The 18,684-nt window shown below is 69.7% G+C and carries 16 protein-coding genes and 3 tRNA genes; 7 read left to right on the forward strand and 12 right to left on the reverse strand.

The genetic code is table 11. The features are described from left to right. Nucleotides 1–341: 341 nt before the first annotated feature. From C566_RS0119200 to C566_RS0119215, 4 genes are all read right to left on the reverse strand, one after another. The gene (locus C566_RS0119200) at nucleotides 342–1,046 is read right to left on the reverse strand and encodes a class I SAM-dependent methyltransferase (RefSeq protein WP_018775984.1); all 705 of its coding nucleotides are present in this window, start codon (nucleotides 1,044–1,046) and stop codon (nucleotides 342–344) included. A 278-nt stretch (nucleotides 1,047–1,324) separates the two neighbouring features. Then, nucleotides 1,325–1,400, reverse strand: a tRNA-Phe gene (locus tag C566_RS0119205). Nucleotides 1,401–1,448: 48 nt separating this feature from the next. Then, nucleotides 1,449–1,522 (reverse strand) — tRNA-Asp (locus C566_RS0119210). Nucleotides 1,523–1,627: 105 nt separating this feature from the next. Further along, nucleotides 1,628–1,700, reverse strand: a tRNA-Glu gene (locus C566_RS0119215). Nucleotides 1,701–1,889: 189 nt separating this feature from the next. Between C566_RS0119215 and C566_RS0119220 the strand changes: the two genes are divergently transcribed. Continuing rightward, entirely contained in the window at nucleotides 1,890–2,909 is a 1,020-nt protein-coding gene (locus tag C566_RS0119220; RefSeq protein ID WP_018775985.1) for a PHP domain-containing protein, read from the forward strand. A gap of 71 nt (nucleotides 2,910–2,980) precedes the next feature. Here the strand turns inward: C566_RS0119220 and C566_RS0119225 are convergent, their stop codons facing one another. Both C566_RS0119225 and C566_RS0119230 read right to left on the reverse strand, forming a co-directional pair. Beyond that, nucleotides 2,981–3,526 (reverse strand): methyltransferase family protein, encoded by a 546-nt coding sequence (locus C566_RS0119225; RefSeq protein WP_018775986.1) that lies wholly within the window; start codon nucleotides 3,524–3,526, stop codon nucleotides 2,981–2,983. A gap of 127 nt (nucleotides 3,527–3,653) precedes the next feature. Next, on the reverse strand, nucleotides 3,654–4,256 hold the full coding sequence (locus C566_RS0119230; protein WP_018775987.1) for a LysE/ArgO family amino acid transporter: 603 nt from the start codon (nucleotides 4,254–4,256) through the stop codon (nucleotides 3,654–3,656). Nucleotides 4,257–4,324: 68 nt separating this feature from the next. On the opposite strand from C566_RS0119230, the gene C566_RS0119235 reads away from it, so the two are divergent. The 5 genes from C566_RS0119235 (at nucleotide 4,325) to C566_RS0119255 (ending at nucleotide 9,341) form a co-directional block, all read left to right on the forward strand. Then, nucleotides 4,325–5,206: an ArgP/LysG family DNA-binding transcriptional regulator gene (locus tag C566_RS0119235; RefSeq protein WP_018775988.1), complete on the forward strand. Its 882-nt coding sequence runs from the start codon at nucleotides 4,325–4,327 to the stop codon at nucleotides 5,204–5,206. Nucleotides 5,207–5,292: 86 nt separating this feature from the next. After that, nucleotides 5,293–6,273 (forward strand): DMT family transporter, encoded by a 981-nt coding sequence (locus tag C566_RS0119240; protein WP_018775989.1) that lies wholly within the window; start codon nucleotides 5,293–5,295, stop codon nucleotides 6,271–6,273. A gap of 9 nt (nucleotides 6,274–6,282) precedes the next feature. Further along, complete coding sequence (locus C566_RS0119245; protein WP_018775990.1) at nucleotides 6,283–6,753, forward strand: metallopeptidase family protein; 471 nt, start codon at nucleotides 6,283–6,285, stop codon at nucleotides 6,751–6,753. Nucleotides 6,754–6,763: 10 nt separating this feature from the next. Next, the gene (locus C566_RS0119250; RefSeq protein ID WP_018775991.1) at nucleotides 6,764–7,684 is read left to right on the forward strand and encodes a cation diffusion facilitator family transporter; all 921 of its coding nucleotides are present in this window, start codon (nucleotides 6,764–6,766) and stop codon (nucleotides 7,682–7,684) included. Between the two features lie 193 nt (nucleotides 7,685–7,877). Next, nucleotides 7,878–9,341: a C40 family peptidase gene (locus tag C566_RS0119255; protein ID WP_018775992.1), complete on the forward strand. Its 1,464-nt coding sequence runs from the start codon at nucleotides 7,878–7,880 to the stop codon at nucleotides 9,339–9,341. Nucleotides 9,342–9,392: 51 nt separating this feature from the next. On the opposite strand, the gene C566_RS0119260 is transcribed toward C566_RS0119255, so the two are convergent. The 6 genes from C566_RS0119260 to C566_RS0119285 form a co-directional block, all read right to left on the reverse strand. Next, nucleotides 9,393–10,205, reverse strand: coding sequence for an ABC transporter permease (locus tag C566_RS0119260; RefSeq protein ID WP_051082378.1), 813 nt, complete (start codon nucleotides 10,203–10,205; stop codon nucleotides 9,393–9,395). Nucleotides 10,206–10,344: 139 nt separating this feature from the next. Next, the gene (locus C566_RS0119265) at nucleotides 10,345–11,439 is read right to left on the reverse strand and encodes an ABC transporter ATP-binding protein (protein ID WP_018775994.1); all 1,095 of its coding nucleotides are present in this window, start codon (nucleotides 11,437–11,439) and stop codon (nucleotides 10,345–10,347) included. Between the two features lie 40 nt (nucleotides 11,440–11,479). Then, on the reverse strand, nucleotides 11,480–12,568 hold the full coding sequence (locus C566_RS0119270; RefSeq protein WP_018775995.1) for a LolA family protein: 1,089 nt from the start codon (nucleotides 12,566–12,568) through the stop codon (nucleotides 11,480–11,482). A gap of 109 nt (nucleotides 12,569–12,677) precedes the next feature. After that, entirely contained in the window at nucleotides 12,678–13,475 is a 798-nt protein-coding gene (locus tag C566_RS0119275) for a hypothetical protein (protein ID WP_018775996.1), read from the reverse strand. A gap of 9 nt (nucleotides 13,476–13,484) precedes the next feature. After that, nucleotides 13,485–16,235: a PEP/pyruvate-binding domain-containing protein gene (locus C566_RS0119280; RefSeq protein ID WP_018775997.1), complete on the reverse strand. Its 2,751-nt coding sequence runs from the start codon at nucleotides 16,233–16,235 to the stop codon at nucleotides 13,485–13,487. Nucleotides 16,236–16,278: 43 nt separating this feature from the next. After that, nucleotides 16,279–17,316, reverse strand: coding sequence for a universal stress protein (locus tag C566_RS0119285; RefSeq protein WP_018775998.1), 1,038 nt, complete (start codon nucleotides 17,314–17,316; stop codon nucleotides 16,279–16,281). Between the two features lie 472 nt (nucleotides 17,317–17,788). Between C566_RS0119285 and C566_RS0119290 the strand changes: the two genes are divergently transcribed. Beyond that, nucleotides 17,789–18,418: an FAD-binding protein gene (locus tag C566_RS0119290; protein WP_043467483.1), complete on the forward strand. Its 630-nt coding sequence runs from the start codon at nucleotides 17,789–17,791 to the stop codon at nucleotides 18,416–18,418. The last annotated feature ends 266 nt before the right edge of the window (nucleotides 18,419–18,684 follow it).

Raw genomic sequence — 18,684 nt, forward strand, 5'->3', positions numbered from 1 at the left:
CTAGCCGGGCCAGCTGGACGGCCCCCAACCGGTCGCCCCCGTCGTCCGCCGTCCGCCCCTGGCTGCGGGGCGCCTATCCCCGTCGATTGCTCCGCAACTGCCCTTTTGGCCCGTCAAAACGGCACTTGCGGAGCAGTCGATAGTATTCACGGCTCTGCCAGTGGTTTCTGCGGGTGTCAGCATCGCCGCGATAGGCAGGAACGGTGCCCGTTTGGATTCAACTGACAGCCACCCGCTCAGCTGCCTGCGCTCGACCGCCCCGAACGGCTGGGGCGCCGCTCCCAAGTGGATGCGAGCTGGGACGGTGCCGACGGCTCTGCTTTCACGTCCCTCCGCAACCCTCAGGCGGCTTCGAGGACGAAGAAGATGAAGGACAGGAACGCTGTCTTCTCGCCGGTGAGGATGCGCGGCGGAAGCAGTTCGTGCGGTGTGTCTGGAGATGGCCCTGGCTCGCTCACGGTGGCTACGCGGTATCCCGCCGACGTGAAGGCGTTGATCATCGCGTGAAGTGGCCGGTGCCAGAAGGTCAGGACCGCAGGCTCGCCAGCGAACGCGTAATCCTCCGAGTACTGCCGGATCGCGAAGTAGTCCTCGGTTGGTTGGGTGATCACGCTGACCGTGGGGTGGTTGACCGAGAGGATCAGGCGACCGCCGGGCTTCAGCACGCGCCGCAGTTCGGCAAGTGGTGCCGACCAGTCCTCCAGATAGTGCAGGACCAGGGACGAGACAACGTCGTCGAAGGAGCCGTCGGCGAAAGGGAGCGGCTTGCTGAGGTCGGCCACGTGCAGGTCCGCGGTCGCGCCCAAGCGCTGTCTTGCCAATGCGAGCATCGCAGGACTGGAATCGAAGCCGGTCATGATCGCGCCTCTCGCGCTCAGTGCCGCGGACAGGGGCCCGGAGCCGCACCCTGCGTCCAGGACCCGGTGGCCGTCGACGTCGCCGGCGAGGCCAATCATCGCCGGCCGCTCGTAGTAGGCGTTGAGGAGGCTGGACTCGTTCTCCGCCGAATAGCTCTCGGCGAACCTGTCATAGTGGTCGGCTTTCACGGATCCTCGCTCTCGGGCGAACGCTCATGGTCAGGACGGTCGGCCCGATCCTAACAACCTGGTCGCCGAATCCTCATCCATCCAGAAGCCGCAGACGAACCCTTCGAGAGCAGGGGCCGTTGGGTGATCCAAGGGGGCGGGGCCCCGTCGATTGCTCCGTAACTGCCCTTTTGACCCGTCAGAACGGCAGTTACGGAGCAATCGATGGGGTTAAGGCGGAGCAGTCGATGGCGTTAAAGAAGAAAAGCACCAGTTCTCAAAGAACTGATGCTTCCCAGTGGTGGCTCCGACCGGCGTCGATCCGGTGACCTTTCGATTTTCAGTCGAACGCTCTACCAACTGAGCTACAGAGCCTAGGTGACATGTCACCTTGAAGGCCGGAATTTCTTCCGGCAATCAGAGCGACCCTGACGGGACTTGAACCCGCGACCTCCGCCGTGACAGGGCGGCGCGCTAACCAACTGCGCTACAGGGCCTTGCTTGTTTACTGCTTGTTCTTGCTCTCTGCGGTATCGCTACCGCAAATTTTCAAGGCCTTTAGCCTACCAGACTTTTTCATCCGGTTTGACCAGTTCCTTGCGTACCCCCAACGGGATTCGAACCCGTGCCGCCGCCGTGAAAGGGCGGTGTCCTAGGCCGCTAGACGATGGGGGCCAGGACGCCATCCGGTGAAACATATCAGGGCAAAAATTAAGGGCCGAAGCCTGTCGTTTTTGTCCTTTCGGGTTCCTCCGAACTGGACTATAAAACTATAAGGGCAGACCCCCGGAATATCCAAAATCGACCCCTCCGCCGGGGCAGGACCGGGGGCAGGGCTGGGCAAAGTGGGTGCAAGATGGACTGATGGATGCCGTTGATGCCCTCAATGAGATCGCGTTCTGGCTGGAACGCGAGCTGGCCCCCACCTTCAAGATTCAGGCGTTCCGAAAGGCAGCCGGGATTATCGGCGCCCTGGACCCGGACGAGGTCGCAGCGCGGGCACGCAACGGCAGGCTCAAGAACATGAAGGGCATCGGGGACAGGACGTTCGAAGTCATCCGGCAGGCGGTCGACGGCGGCGTGCCCGACTACCTTGAGGGCCTGCGGCAACGCGGGCAGCAGCCCCTGGCGACCGGCGGCACCGAACTGCGCTCCGCCCTCCGCGGGGACCTGCACAGCCACAGCGACTGGTCCGACGGCGGTTCCCCGATCGGACTCATGGCTGACGCCGCCCGGACGCTGGGCCGGGACTACCTCGCCCTGACGGACCACTCCCCCAGCCTCAAGATCGCCAACGGGCTGAGCGCCGAACGGCTTCGGGAACAGCTGGACGTTGTAGCGGACATCAACGGGGACGGCGGGGGCTTCCGCCTCCTGGCCGGGATCGAGGTGGACATCCTGGAGGACGGCACCCTGGACCAGTCCCCGGAAATGCTGGACCGCTTGGACATCGTGGTGGCGAGCGTGCACTCGAAGCTCCGTTCCGACCGGCGCACCATGACCGAGAGGATGTTGGGCGCCATCAATGATCCGCACATGAACGTCCTTGGCCACTGCACCGGCCGGCTGCTGCAGGGGTCGAGGGGAACCCGGCCTCAGTCCGAGTTCGACGCCGGGCGCGTCTTCGCGGCGTGCGCCGAGAATAATGTGGCCGTCGAAATCAATTCCCGCCCCGAACGGCAGGATCCGCCGGACGAACTGATCCGGCTGGCCCTCGATGCCGGCTGCCTGTTCAGCATCGACAGTGACGCCCATGCGCCGGGCCAGTTGGATTTCCTGCAGTACGGTGCCGAGCGGGCGGCCTCGAACGGCGTGCCCGCCGAGCGGATCGTCACCACCTGGCCGCTGGATCGGCTGCTGGAATGGTCCGGAAGCGGCAAATAGCGGGCGGTTCAACTGTTCTGGGCAATGCCCCGGGCCTCCCCCAGCCCGCCAATACCCAGCCCGACGATGCCCTAGGCTCGGGACTGGTCCGGCCCCTCGGGCCGCCACGGCGTGGGCCTGGGCAGCCAGCGCGGGACGTTGCTGCGGTACTCCTCGTAGGCCGCACCGAACTTCCGGGTCAGCGCCGGCTCCTCGTACAGCCGGACGAAAGCCACCACCGGGATGGCACCGATGCCCAGGGCCAGGAAAAGCTTCGGCTGGCCCAGCAGGAGCCCCTGGCCTGCGACCGCCGCCGCAATGGATACGTACATCGGATTCCGCACGTACCGGTAAAGGCCGCCAACCACCAGTTGCCTGGGCGGGGCAAATGGCGCGGGGGTCCCGATGCCCTCGACGGCGAAATGCACAAAGGAGTTCGCGATGACGGCCGCGCCCGCACCGATCATCAGGGCGCCGGCGACCTGCGCGGGCACCCCGCCGGGGGCCGGGGAGTCCACTTTCCAGCGGGTCAGAAGCCACGGCACCACGCCGGCGGCGGTTGCGGGGGCAACCGCGAAGGCGGCTGTACCGATGGCTGCACGCCGCCGCTCGCGGGCGGAAGCTGGGGCTGCGGTCATACCAGCAATCGTGGCCCCGCCACGCTAAGCGGGCAAGGGCCCGCCCGCCCCATGGTGGCGGATCAGCCCGGGGTTTCCCCACACCTTGCGGCAGCGCGCTTTGGGAGGATCGGTGGGCGGGCGCGAGTCAGGTCAGCAGCAGCACGGCAAGGGTGACCATCACGACGGCGATTCCGGCGTCGAGCACGCGCCAGGCCGTCCGGCGCCGGAACAGGGACGTCAGGAACCGCGCCCCCGCGCCGAGGGCGGTGAACCAGGCAATGCTTCCAAGGCCGGCCCCGGCGGCGAACCACCAGCGCCCGGCCTCGCCCTGGGCGGCAGCGAGGGACCCGAGCAGCAGCACCGTGTCCAGGTAGACGTGCGGGTTCAGCCAGGTGAAGGCCAGGCAGGTGCCAAGGACGGCGGCCCGGCCGGCGGCCGGCTTGCCGGCGGGATTCTCCATCTGCTCCCCGCGGACCGCACGCCGGGCCGCGAGCGCCCCGTAGGCGAGGAGGAACGCGGCCCCGGCCCACCGGATCACGATGAGGGCAGCGGGCGCCCGGTCCAGGAGGATGCCGATGCCCGCGACGCCCAGCAGAATCAGCACGAGGTCCGAGACCGCGCAGACGGCCACCACCATGAACACGTGCGAGCGCTGGATGCCCTGCCGGAGGACAAAAGCGTTCTGCGCGCCAATGGCAACGATGAGGGACAGTCCGGCGGAGAGACCGGAAAACAGGGGGAGGATCACCACTCCACGGTAAGCGCCCGCCAAAGATGAAACCAGTTAAAGATTCTATTGATACGTAAGATGGGCTAATGATGGAGATCACCCCAGAGCAGGCCCGGACACTGGCCGCGATTCTGACGCACGGGAGCTTCGACGCCGCGGCCGCGCACCTGTCGGTGACGCCTTCGGCGATCAGCCAGCGGGTGCGGGCCCTCGAGACCGCCGTCGGCCGGCCGGTCCTGACCCGGGCGCGTCCGCCCGGACTCACGGAGCCCGGCGAGGCCGTGGTGCGCTTCGCCCGGCAGCTGGAATTGCTCTCCGCGGATTTGGCCGAGGAGCTGCAGCCGGACCAACCCCGCGGGGCGACGCGGCTGACGCTGGTGATCAACAGCGATTCCTTGCACACCTGGGCGCTGGCTGGCCTCGCGGCGGCCAGCGACAACGTCCAGCTCGAGATCCTGCGCGAAGACCAGGAGCATTCGTTGGACCTGCTGCGCGCCGGAGCCGCCGCTGCCGCGATCACGGCGACGGCCCAGCCCGTGCCCGGCTGCTCGTCCAGCAAACTGGGCACCATGCGCTATCTCCCGGTATGCGCTCCGAGCTTCACCCGCCGCTGGTTTGGGGCCGGGGCGACCGGCGCGACGCTCGCCGCGGCTCCCGTCGTGGTCTTCGATCGCAAGGACGATCTGCAGGACCGCTGGCTGCGCCGGATCAGCCGCGACCCCCTTCAGCCCCCGCGCCACTATGTCCCGGCCGCCCAGGAATTCGGCGATGCCATCCGCTGGGGCATGGGCTGGGGCATGATGCCCGAGATCGAAATCGGCGAGGACCTGTTGGCCGGCAGGCTCGAGGCGCTCGCCCCGCGGGCGCACGTGGACGTTGCCCTCTACTGGCAGCAGTGGCGGCGCGGCTCGGCGGCGCTGACCGACGTAGCGGCCGCTGTCCGGGCGGCGGCGCGCGTCCTGCGCTGAGGCCATCCGGGATGTTGGCAGGATCTCGACTAGACGTGACCGATTCCCGCCAGCCGGGCGACGGCGGGAACGGCTAGATTGACAGCATGGCAACAACCGCCGCATCCGGCCCCACTCCGTCCGCAGGCCCCCACGAAGGGTCTCCGCACGCTGCCCCCGCACCCGCCCCGCAACCTGCGCCGCCCCCTTCCGGGCAGCCGGGCACGATCAGCAGACTCGGCATCGCCGCCGTCGTCGTCACCGTGGTCCTGTGGGCCTCCGCGTTCGTGGGCATCCGCGCCGTGGGCCCGAGCTTCTCCCCCGGCTCCCTGACGCTCGGCCGGCTGGCGGTTGCCGCCGTCGTGCTGGGCCTGCTGGTGGTGCCCAAGCTCAGGGGCCTGCCCCGGGGCCGCGAGTGGTGGCCCATCCTGGCCTACGGCGTCATGTGGTTCGGAGGCTACAACGTGGCCCTGAACGCCGCCGAACACATGCTCGACGCCGGCACAGCCGCCCTGCTGATCAACGTCAACCCCATCCTGGTCGCCGTCATGGCCGGCGTGATCCTGAAGGAAGGGTTTCCGCGCTGGCTCATCATCGGCAGCCTGATCGCGTTCGGCGGCGTGGCCGTGATCGCGCTTGGTTCCGGCCAGCGGTCGACGGCGGATGTGGCCGGCGTGCTGCTCTGCCTGCTCGCGGCCGCGCTGGCCGCGGTGAGCGTGATCGTCCAGAAGCCGGTGCTCCGCAAGTTCCCGGCCGCCCAGGCCACCTGGTTCGGCATCATGGTGGGCGCCCTCTGCTGCCTCCCCTTCAGCGGCCAGTTGATCACCGAGCTGCAGGCCGCTCCCCTGCCGGCCACGCTGGGCCTGGTCTATCTGGGCATCTTCCCCACCGCGATCGCGTTCACCACCTGGGCCTACGCGCTCTCGATGATTGATGCGGGACGCCTCGCCGCCACCACCTACCTGGTCCCGGGCACCACAATCCTGATCTCCTGGCTGGTCCTGGGCGAGATTCCGACCATCTGGGGCCTGGTGGGCGGCGCGATCTGCCTCGTGGGCGTGGGGCTGACCCGGCGCCGGTCCCGCTAGAGTTTGCCTATGCCCTCCTCCCTGCCGCCCGGCCTGCCGATCGTTCCGAGCGGCGGGGACGGCGGTGACGGTGGTGACGGTGGTGACAATGGTGACGTCCAGGCTGACGGCCCCTTCCCGATGTCCGAGGCCGATTTCGAGGCCGCCGTGAGTGATGCCCTGGACCGGATCCCGCCCGATCTTGCAAGGACCATGAGCAATGTCGCGATCTTCATCGAGGACGACTACACCCCGCAGCCCGGGGAGGATCCGGACACCGTGCTGCTGGGGCTCTACGAGGGCGTCCCCCTGACCGAACGGGACTCCTGGTGGGACGCCGGCTCGCTGCCGGACCGGATCACCATCTTCCGCCAGCCCATCCTGGACATCTGCGCCTCCCGCGAGGACGTGATCGAGGAAGTCACCGTCACCGTGGTGCACGAGATCGCCCACCACTTCGGCATCAGCGACGCGCGCCTGCACGAGCTCGGCTGGGGATAGCCTTGTAGGCATGGGACACGACCACAGCCACACGCACGGCGTTACCGCCACAGGGAAGCACCGCAAGCGCCTGGTCGCCGTCCTGGCCATCACGCTCGCCGTGGTGCTCGTGCAGACGATCGGCGCCGTGGTCTCCGGATCCCTGGCCCTGCTGGCCGATGCCGGGCACATGCTCTCGGACGCCGCCGGCGTCTTCATCGCCCTGCTGGCCGCGTGGATCGCCACCCGGCCCGCCAGCGATCTGCGCACCTACGGTTACCAGCGCGCCGAGGTATTGGCGGCGCTGGCAAACGCCCTGGTCCTGATTGTCATCTCGGTGGTCATCTTCACCGAGGCCATCCGCCGGCTCGGCGCCACCCCCGAGGTCCACACCGACATCATGCTCGCGGCGGCGGTCCTCGGCGCCGTCGCCAACCTCGTTTCCCTGCTGATCCTGCGCGGCGCCCAGAAGGACAGCCTGAACGTCCGCGGCGCCTACCTCGAAGTCCTGGGGGATCTGCTGGGCTCCTTCGCCGTGATCGCGGCGGCGGTGGTCATCATGGTCACCGGGTTCCAGGCGGCCGACACCATCGCCTCGATCCTCATCGCCCTCATGATCCTGCCCCGCGCCTGGCACCTGCTGCGCGACGTCGTGGACGTGCTCCTCGAGGCCACGCCCAAGGGTGTGGACGTTCAGATGATCCGCGAGCACATCCTCGCAGTGGACGGAGTGGTCTCCGTCCATGACATCCACATCTGGACCATTACCTCCGGCGTGCCCGTCTTCTCCGCCCACGTGGTGGTGGAGGACGCGGCGCTCGGTGCCAAGGGCGCCGACCGGGTCCTGGACAAGCTCACCAGCTGTCTGGGCTCCCACTTCGACACCGAACACTGCACGTTCCAGCTCGAGCCCGCCACGCATTCGGAGCACGAGGCCCACCAGCACGCCTGATCCGGCGGCGGGACACACCCGCGGCGGACGTGGCCAAATGACACCAGTGTTGTTTATGTTATTCATGTGACTCGTGTTGCCAAAGTGACCTTTGGCACGTAGCCTCATGCCTGCTGGGTGATCCGCAGAGGGGCTTGCACGCGCCAAAATCCGACCTCGCTCATTCCAGCCTGAAACTTCGCGAGGTTTGCCAATGAGTTGGACCGGATCCGGCCGCAAGACGGCTGTGCTCTGCACCGCCGTCGTCCTCCTTGGAACGCTCGCGCTCCCCGCCCAGGCCGCACCGCTGACTTCCGCGCCGGCGGCTGCCGGCCGGGTTCCGGCCTCGCCCGAGATCCCCTCACCCGAAGAAATCGCTGCCGCCAAGTCCAATGCGAGCTCGACGGCGGCAGAGGTCACCAGGATCGACGGGCTGCTGGCCGACGCGTCGGCCGGCCAGGAAACCAGCCTGGCCGCATCCCTGCAAGCAAACAACGCGTACGGCGAGGCCCTCGTGGAGCTGGCCACACGCCGTGACACGGCGGCTGTGGCGGCCGCCCGGGCTGCCGCCGCCGGGACGGAACAGGCCAAGGCCCGCAAGCAGGTTGGCCAGCTGGCCGGCGACCTGTACCGCAACGGCGGCCTGAACCCGGCCCTCAGCAGCTTTGTCAGTGGCTCCGGGCGGGACCTGGAGGAGGCCGCCACGCTGGAGGCTGTAACGGCCGGACGTGCGCGGGCCTTCGAGTCCGCGGAAAACGCGGCCACTGCCGCGCAGTCCCTGACCGAGGCCGCAGCGGACGCCAACCGCGCCGCCGACGAGGCCGCCGCGACCGCCGAGGACCGCAAGGCCGACGCCGACCGCGCCGCCGCCGCCCAGCGTCAGGTCGTGGCCGATGCCAAAGCGCAGCGCAGCGCGCTCGTGGACCAGCTGGCAAGCCTGAGAAACACCACCGCGGCGCTGGAATCGGCCCGGGTGGACGCCCTGGACCGCCAGCGCCAGCAGGCTCGGCTCGCAGCATTGACCGCGGCCGCCGGCCCCGCGCCGCAGCCCGGCACGGGTTCACAGCCTGCCCCGGCAGCACCGGGACGGGACGATTCGGCAGCAGGGCAGCCCGCCGCTCCGGCTCCGGTCGACGTACCGGCCCCCGCCGCAGCGCCCGCCCCCGCGCCCGCTCCTGCACCCGTTCCGGCACCCGCGTCCGCGCCGGATCCCGCGCCGGCACCCGTTCCTGCGCCCATTCCGGCGCCAGTTCCTGCGCCAGTTCCTGCGCCCGTACCCGTTCCGGTTCCGGCGCCGATTTCCGGCGGGTCAAACCAGACCGCGATTTCGGTGGCGCTCGGCAAGACCGGATCGCCGTTCTTCTACCAGTACGGCGGAACCGGGACCCGTGGGTTTGACTGCTCGGGACTGGTGCAGAATGCGTTCGCCGCGGCCGGCAAGTACCTGCCCCGCACGGCCTCCCAGCAGTTCGCCCAGGCCCCCGTCCATGTCCCGCTCTCCCAGGCGCGTCCCGGCGATTTGTTTGTCTGGGGTTCGGCACCGGGCTTCTACCACGTGGCGATCTATCTCGGCGGCGGCCGCGTGGTCCAGGCACTGAACCCCGACGCCGGCATTACCGTGACCGATGTTGCCGCCATGTCCGGGATGCAGCTCTACGGCTACGCGGCCCGCTACTGAGACCCGTTCCGGGGGACCGTTCCTTGGGCTCCGTTACGGCCTCTCTGGCGGCTAGGAGAGCACGTCCTTGGTGATGAACCTGCCGTAAGCCAGCGCGCCAAAGACGGCGACGTAGCCGCCCTGGAGGAGGGCATTGGCGGCAAAGGAATCCCAGGAAACCGGCTGCCGGAGGAGATCGCCAAAGTCCAGCCAGTAGTGGCTGAAAAGCCAGGGATGCAGCCACTCGAGCTGCGGCAGCGCGTCCAGGACCTGCGCGACGACCGAGAGCACCACGGTGGCCGCCATGGCCCCCACCGGAACATCGGTCAGGGTGGAGATGAACAGCCCGATCGCCGACAACCCCAGCAGCGAAACCGCCAGATAGGCGGCAATCAGCAGGAGCCGGATCATGGCCTCGCCCGTGCCGATCGTGTCGCCGGAAAGCAAAGTCACCGGCCCCACGGGGAAGAGCGCCGCACCGATTCCGGCCCCGGTCAGGGCCACCACGAGCGGGGCAACGACCACGAACACGGCCGCCCCGGCATACTTGATGATCAGCAGGCGGGTCCGCCCGGCGGGAGCCACCAGCAAATACCGCAGGGTTCCCTGCCCGGCCTCGCCGGCGATGGTATCTCCGGCCACGACGCCGACGGTGAGGGGCAGGAACAGCGGAACCGAGACCACCATGGCCGTGACGCCCACGAACAGGCCGTTCTGGGCGATCCGGTCCAGGAAGGCCGGCCCGCGGCCCGGCGGCACGGCCGAGGAGACCCGCACCGCCACCGCGATCAGGATCGGGATGGCCGCCAGCGCGCACAACATGGCCCACGTCCTGCGGCGGCGGAACAGCACCCCGAGTTCGGACGCCAGCAGTCCGCCGGTCAGGGACCCGCGCCGGGACGAAGGGGCGCCTACCCCGCCGTCACGGCCTGCGGCCCCTGCACTGCGGCCAGGGGTTGGTCCGCTGCGGCCGGCCGCCGGGGCAAGTGCTGGTCCGGCGGCCGGATCGCCTATGGATGAGCTGTTACTGGACAACGTCGAACCCCTCCCCCGTCAATGCCACAAAACGGTCCTCGAGGCTGGCCTGTTCGGTCGCGAAGCCGCGGACCCGGACCCCCGCCGCCACCAGGGCGGCCACCACAGCTTCCGGCTGCACGGCCGCCCGCTCCACGGCCGGTGCCGATCCTCCGTCTTCCCGGGCGGCCGCCCCTGGCGGAGCCGCAGGCGGAGCCGCAGCCGGAGCCGGAGCCGCAGGCAGCGACGCGAACAGGGCCGCGTCCGTCCCGGAGCCAGCGGCACCGGAACCATCGCCGCCGGCTGTTCGGCCGTCGGCGCCCAGGGTCGCGGTCAGGCCCAGGCCGGCCAGCACCTGCGCCGCGGTCCCCGGATCCGGGGTCAGCACGCGGATCCTTGCCTGGCCCGCCCCGCGAAGTTCCGCCAGGGTTCCCTGCGCCACAAGCCGGCCAGCGCTCATGATGGCCGCATGGGTGCAGATCTGCTCGACCTCGGCCAGCAGGTGGCTGGAGACGAACACCGTGGCGCCGTCGGCCGCGAGCGATCGCACGAGGCTCCGCACTTCACGGGTGCCCTGGGGATCCAGCCCGTTGGTGGGCTCGTCCAGCACCAGCAGTTCCCGCGGGGCGAGCAGGGCGTTGGCGATCCCCAGCCGCTGCTTCATCCCCAGTGAATAGGCCCGGACCTGCTTGTCCGCGGCGTGCGTCAAACCCACCCGTTCCAGGGCTGACTGGACGCGGGCACGCCGTGTCGCGGCCGAACCATAGGGGTCCGCGGCGTCCATGCGGCGCAGATTGGCGGCACCGGAGAGGAACGGATAGAACGCCGGTCCTTCCACCAACGCCCCGACCCGGGGCAGCACGACGTTCAGTTTCCCGGGCATCTCCTCGCCCAGCACGCGCATGGAGCCACCGGTGGCCGTAGCCAGGCCGAGCAGGAGCCTGATGGTGGTGGTCTTCCCCGACCCATTCGGGCCCAGGAAACCAAAGACCGCGCCTTTCGGCACGGCGAGGTCGACGCCGCCGACAGCCAGCTGCTGGCCGAACCGTTTGGTCAGGCCCCTGGTCTCAATGCTCAGCTCGGCCGCCGGCCGGGCGGCACTCACGCGGCCGTCACCGGGCAGTCACCGGATACCGCGCCCGTCATCACTTCTGTGCGGCAGCGGCCTGGAGCCGCTCCAGTGGCACGGAGCCGGCAACGACCCGGCCGTCGTCGAGCACCAACACGTTCACCAGCGCGGTGGACAAGAGCCGGCCGCCCTGGACCGGAACGGTGGCCTGTTCGAGCAGGGCCGTGGCGTCCGACGCCGGTCCGGCCGTTCCCGCCGGGAACTCAACAACCGAGTCCCAGCCGGAGCCGGTAACGGCCGGCTTGCGGTTGCTGTCCCTGGCTGCAGGGGCCGTCGCGTTCCCGGCGTCGTTGCCGTGCTTGTGCTCCTTTACCGGAATCTCCTCGACCGTGGCGCCCGGCGGCGGAGTGAACGCGAAGACCGACGCGTCGGGGGCCCCGAGCGTCAGGCTGGTGTAGGCGACGCGGAAGGCGGGATCCGACTGTCCACGCGCATTGATCTCGACACCCAGCGGCAGCCCGGTCTGGCCGTCAACAGCTACTGCGATGGACCCGACCAGCGTCGCATCGGACTTCGGTGTGAGCACCAGGTTGTAGGCGGCCCGGCCGGCTACCTGGACATCAGCGCCCACCGCCACGTCCGTGCCCGGTTCGATCTTGGCCAGAAGCATCGCGGCGAGCTGGTCGGGGGTGGCGGTGATGTCGCTGCCGGCGCTGTGACGGCCGGGGTCACCGGCGTCGTCGGCCGGGAGCTGGGCGTGGGCGGCCGTGTTGTCCTTGGAGTTGTAGAACCACACGTCGTTGCCGTGACGGATGGCGTTGCGTTCGGCCAGCCGGTCCATCACCTGGATGCGGGCGTTGTCCGGGCCGTCGCGATATATCCGCGCGGTGTGCGGACCTGTCAGCAGCTCGAGCCATGCCGTCCCTGACGCGTCCGAGCCGGCACCAGTCTTGGGCAGCTCGGGGAGCCCGAGCTCAGAGGACTGTTCCAGGGTTCCGGAGAGGGCAGGCTCGCTGTGCTGGGCGATCAACTGCAGCACCTGCTCCGGCGTCTTGGGCGGCAGGGGGTCCCCGGCGCTGGCGGGCAGGGATCCGGCCAGCGCGCCGGCGGCAATAACGGCCGGAACGGCGACGGCGGGCAGCCAGCGCAGCCATTTGGGCGTCATCGTAACCGCGCCCCGGAAAGAGATGTTCCAACTATCCGCGCCTGGGGAATGCGCGCTTCAGTGCAGCTCATAGGTCAACAGTACGCCTGGCCCCGGCAGCCCGGTCCTCCTACTTCAGCACATTAATGGTCAGTTCCACCGCGCCCAGCAGGAACGCGAGCACGGACGTGCCAAGGCCCGCCACGAGCAGCAGGCCGGGATGGGCCAGGCCCACCACTACCCGCCTCAGCCGGGGCCTGTCCCGCAGGAACTTCTTGGGCACGGCGCCCGGGTCCGGCGTCTGTTTCCAGCCCCGGAGCCGCCGCAGGAACCAGGCGCAGCGAATGATGAAAGCCAGCCACAGAACGGAGACCACCAGCGGGATCGCGGCCAGCAGGAGGTTGAAGCCCACCGCGGTGACCTCGCGTTCGGACGCCCCGACGAGTGACTGAAGGGTGGTCGAGATCGAGGCGCTCATGACCACGGACACGCCCCACACAAGGAAGGCGGCGATCAGGGCCAGGAAGCGGACGAAGAAATGGCCCAGGACCGAGTCCCGGCGCGGCTTCAGGTAGCGGCGCGGGGTGGCGTGCAGAAGCGCGATGCTTGCCAGCAGCGTCGGCAGGGCGGCCAGGCCAACCAGCACATACCAGGACCAGCCGGCCAGATCCAGGAATTCATCGGCCACGATCAGCACCGCCCAGAACCCCGCCCACGCCCAGCCGGCCGTGAGCGGACGCCCCACGAACCAGTCCGGCAGCCACGCGTCCGGGTCCGCGGGCGCGGGGGTGCCTGCCGCGGGCAATTCGGGCGCGGAGGCTCCGGGCGCGGGGATTTCGGGCGGCCCGGTATCAGGCGCCGGGGTGCCCGCAGCGGGCATTCCGGCGGTCCCGGTCTCCCGGCCCTCGGAGCCGCGCTCTTCGCTCATGGGCCGGCGCTAGTCGGCCGGCGTCACGGTGCCGGCGGCGCCGTCGACCGTAATGCTGTGGCCCGTGGTGATCCTCGCTGTCGCGTCGGGGACGCCCACCACCGCTGGGATCCCGTATTCCCGCGCGACGACGGCGCCGTGGGAGTTGGGCCCGCCCATTTCCATCACGAGGCCGCCGGCCGTCAGGAACAACGGCGTCCAGCCCGGATCGGTGGACGGCGCCACGAGGATCTCGCCGGGTTCCAGGTGCGCGCCGTGGGGGTCGAGGATCACGCGGGCCCTGGCCGTGATGGTGCCGGCCGAAGCCGGCGTGCCGGAGAGCCGCCCCGCGCCGCCGTCGGAACCCGCCGGCCCCCATCCACCGGGGGCGGTTCGCACTGCACCGGCCTGGGCAGCACCGGTCTGCACCGCCTCGGGCTCGGTTCCGTCCGAGAGCAGCACACGGGGAATGTGCCGGCGGCCCAGTTCAGCCGCGTACGCTTCCCGTCGCTGGGCCACAAGCCCCTGCAGCGCGGCGCCGCCGAGCCCCCGGTGCGCGTCGGTCAGGTCGACGAAGAAGATATCGTCCGCCGCATCGATTGCCCCGGCCGCGGCGAGTTCGGCCCCGACCGTCGCCAACTCCTGCCGGACGGCGCCGAGCGCTTCCACGAGGTGGTACTTGGGCAGCTCACGCAGCCCGGCGAACATCCGGGTCCGCCGCAGCGCGGCCCGCACGAGTGCACCGCGAAGGCGGCTGCGCTGCCCCGCGGCGGCCACAAGCCGACCTACCTGCGCCTCCGCCTCGCGGGCCGCCTTGCCGAACTGCCGGTCCGGGGCGAGCGCAGGATCATCCATGCGCAGATAGTTGGCCAGGACCCCCAGGATGTGGGTCGGGTCATCAGACCAGCGGGGCATGCCGACGTCGATCTCCGCCACGGCGCGGTGGCCGTACCGGCCCAGGAAGTCCCGCAGCCCGGATTGCACGACGCCGGGGAGGTCCGCCGCCCGGTAACGCCGGGCTATCTCGGGCAATGCGGCGCCGCCGAACACCGCCGCCGACGCCGGGTCGTTGCGGATGGCAGTAGCCAGCGACCACAGATCCAGGTCCATTTCGGTGGTCACGTTGTTGGGCAGCCCCCGCAGGACTTCCTGCAAGGCCCCGTTCCCCGGGTTCCCGGCGAGTTTTCCGGCCGCGGCCAGCAAGGCGAACCCCAGGGCGGGCAGCGGCAGGATCGCGGGAACCACGGGAAAGACATGCTGGCCGAGGATCCGCTCGACGTGGTCCAGGCGCTGCGTGGCGGTGGCGCCGGCGGGCACCGCGAGTGCGGCGCGGAGCTGCTCGCCCACACGGCCTGCCCGGCGCAGTGCCGCCTCGGGCCGGATGAAGCCGCGGATCAGGGTCTCCGGGACTTTCGCCCGGGCCGCCACCGGGGCGACGTGACGCAGGAGCCGCCACGGGGTTTTTGTGGTCACGGAGAACCTGGGATCGGCGAAAAGGTTGCGCATCACGGTGGCCGAGCGCGCCTCCATGACGTCAAACACGCGGGGGACGATCGCGCGCCCGGTCTGGCTCCGGACCACCGGCGTGAGATCGAAGAAAATGCGCTGACCGGCTTCCGTGTAGGGCGCGGGCCCGTCACGGGGCGCCGGCACCGGGAAATGCGCCGCCCCCGCAACCGAGGACGCAATCAGCCGGATGCTGGCGAGGCCCATCGGCGTGAGGGGCCGGGTGAGCCCCTGGGCCAGGCTGAAGCACAAATACACGCGCGGGGTTGGCCCGGAGGGACGCCGATCCGGCATCGGATAGAGCGTGGTGATGGGCCTGGACTGCGTAAGCCATACGGCACCGTCCTGGCCGATGGCCCATTCGAGGTCCTGCGGCGAGCCGAAGTGCACCTCCGCGCGGCGGCCCAGGAGCTCCAGGGCGGCCAGTTGGGCATCGTCCAGGCTGGGCGCCAACCCTGCGTCCGGTTGCGCCACCCGCTCGGTGCCGCCGCCGGGCAGGGGACGGATGAGCAGGCCCTTGTCCCCAATTCGCCGCTCGAGAATCCGTCCGGTGGCGCCGTCGATCACGAAGTGGTCAGGGTTGACCGCCCCGGACACCACGGCCTCCCCCAGCCCCGGGCTGGCGTCGATGACGGCCTCGTGCCGCCGGCCGGTCACGGGATTGGCCGTGAACAGCACTCCGGCCACGGCCGCGTCCACCATGCGCTGGACCACCACGGCGAGGGACACCGCGGAGGGCTCGATCCCCTGCACCGCACGGTAGGTCACCGCGCGGTCTGTCCACAGCGAGGCCCAGCACCGGCGGACGGCAGCCAGCACGGCATCCGCGCCCACCACGTTCAGGAATGTGTCCTGCTGGCCGGCGAAACTGGCGAACGGCAGGTCTTCGGCGGTCGCCGAGGACCGCACCGCAACGGCCGTGTCAGCGCCCAGCGCCGCGTAGGCGGCGCGGACGGCGGCGTCGATGCCGGCGGGCACACCGGCGTCGAGCACCAGCGCGCGGGCCTCCGCGGCAAGCGAAGCCAGCCCCGCCAGGTCATCGGGCGCTGTTGCGGCGAGGGCGCGGTGCACCTCCGCCAGCGCCGGGGAGGCCGTGGCCTCCAGATAGGCCCGGGTGGTCAGGCAGAAGCCGGCGGGTACCGGAAGGCCGGCGCGTGCCAGTTCGCCCAGGTTCGCCGCCTTGCCGCCGACCGTGGCCAGCATGTCCGGGCCAAGGCGTTCCAAGGCCAGGACCGGCCCGCCCTCGGCAGGGTCCGGCGTCCCGGGGTGCTCCATCCGCAATCCGTCCTTCCGACGCCGGGCCCGTGGCCTCGGGATCCTAAGAGTCGCCGAGCATCGGGCCGAAGCTGGCCCTGTCCGCCAGCCGCGGGTCGTCACGGTCCGGCACCACCATGACCGGCCCCTTGGCGTGGTGGAGGACGCCGTCGGACGTGGAGCCCAGCAGCATTCCGGTGAAACCGCCGCGTCCGCGGGTGCCGACCACCACGAGCTCCACGTGCCGGCTGGCATCGACGAGGATGTCGACGGGCGAACCGTCCACGAGCTGCGTCTCCACCTGCAGGGCGGGGAAGTGGCTCCGCAGCCAGGCCACGCCGGCGTCGAGCTGGACCTTGATGTCGGCGAACAGGGCGTCGCGGTCCATCGGGGTGGGCACCCAGGCCAGCGAGCCGGTGTACTGCGGCACCGCGCACACCACGCGGAGCCGGGCGGAGAGCCGCTCCGCCTGGGCTGCGGCCTCCAGCACGGCGACACGGGCCTGCTCGGAGCCGTCGACGCCGACGACCACGACGTTCTCGACGGGCTGGCTGCCCGACTTTGCCCGTTCGGCGAGGACGTGCTTGTCCTCTGTGGTTTCGCCCAGGCGGTCCGAGCAGATCAGCGGCACAGTCACGGTGGGGCACTTCGAGTGGGCGGGCAGCGCGCTGCTGACGGAGCCGAGCAGCCGGCCCACGAAGCCACCCCGGCCGCGGGTGCCGAAGACCAGAAGCTCCGCGGTTTCGCTCATTTCCAGCAGCACGCCGGATGCGTCCCCGTTTTCGACGGACGCGTCGACGTCGATGTTGTAAAACGCGACCTTGTCCATGGCGTGCTTGAGGATGGCTTCGGCGCCCTCGCGGATGACGGAGTCGTCCACGGTGGCGTAGCCGCCGTCGAGCCCGGAAGCGGCGAAGATCGGAACGGAATAGGCGGTCACGATGTGCAGCGGGCGGCGGCGGCGCTCAGCCTCGCGGGCTGCCCAGACCAAGGCGCAATGGCTGTGGTCCGAGCCGTCCACTCCCACCACGATTCCGCGGGGCGGCGCCGGCTCGCCACCGGTCTCCCATGCCGGGTCCGGGTGCACCTGTTCACGGCCCATGGGGTCCGCCTCCTCGCGATTCTTGCCTGATGTTGCGGCTATTCTGCCAGAAGTACTGCCGCCCGGCGTCCACCGGCGAGGCGACCCGGAATCCGCGTACAGGAACCCCTGATTTTCCTCACTATTCTCGGTTATTTGCGAACATTCAAGACGGCGGCAGGGGCGTCCCCGGCGGGCCTTGGCGGAAGGATTTACGCAGAGTTAACACGCCGTTTCATGTCCCGGATTCCCGGGACTTTGGGACGGTTTCCATTGGATCCGGGCACGGAAACCGCCGAAATCCGGGACCACAGCCGATGTCCTACCTCCTCTATCCACGGGCGGGAAACTTAGGTATCCTTCGAGGCACTGCTGAACCGAGACTGGCATTCCAGAAAGCAGCCGCTGGGGCTGTGGGACCAGGACTGGGTTGGCGTCCGGGGTTTTCCCCGCGACTCGCACCATTTCAAGGAGGTACCCTGCAGTGTCGAGCATGCCTTTGTACGGCGGGATTGAGCGGACCACCGCCGTAGTCATCGGGACGGGGCTCTCCGGCCTGGCCGTGGCCAGCGAGCTCCAGCGCCGGGGTGTCTCGTCCATCATTGTGGACGGGCTCGACCTCCTGGGAGCCGGCCATCCGGCCAACACCTCCTCGCTCCAGCGCTGCGACGCGGCGGACGCCGCCAGCCTGAGGGAGCGCAACGAAATCCTGCGTCACCTGCGCAACTACGCCGCAAGCCACAAGCTCGATGTGCGGAACAACATCCGGGCCCTGCAGCTGGACCTCCTCGAGGCCGGCACGGACGGCTCAGCGACGGAGAAGTGGGCCGTCCGGACCCCGGGCGGCGTCCTGCTGGCCGACCACCTTGTCCTGACCCGCTGCGCCCACAGCCAGCTGCGCCGCATGCTCTCGGAGCTTGGCATGGCGGCCGGGCAGAACCTCATGGCGGCGATGCACGCCCTCGGAATGTACCTCGTGGGCGTGGGCGAGCTCATTACCCCGACGCCCAAGGAAGTCCTGCGCCAGGCCAAAGTGGTGGGACAGGCGATCTCCGCCAAGGTCCACCCGAACGGGATCCCCGCCCTGCTGCCTGGCGGCTTTGCCCTGGCGGCCCCCGCCTGATATGTGGTGTTCGTCTGTCAAGGGCGTGGGGAAGCGGTCCCGGACTGGGTTGTCCGGGACCGCTTCCTTTTGGGATGCCGGTTGGTCTGGCGGGGTAGTCAGCGTGTCAAAGGCGACGGCGCGGTCAGACTGATATGCGCGGATTGAGTACCGCAGGACGAGGTGTTCGGCTGGAGACTACCGCTGGTCTAGCAATGTCGGGCGTGGCCGTTGCCGGCTGCCCATAGGCGGATCGCGGGTTTACTCCACGCGCTGCAAGGAACCAC

Source organism: Arthrobacter sp. 131MFCol6.1 (genome assembly GCF_000374925.1).
Classification (GTDB): Bacteria; Actinomycetota; Actinomycetes; order Actinomycetales; family Micrococcaceae; genus Arthrobacter.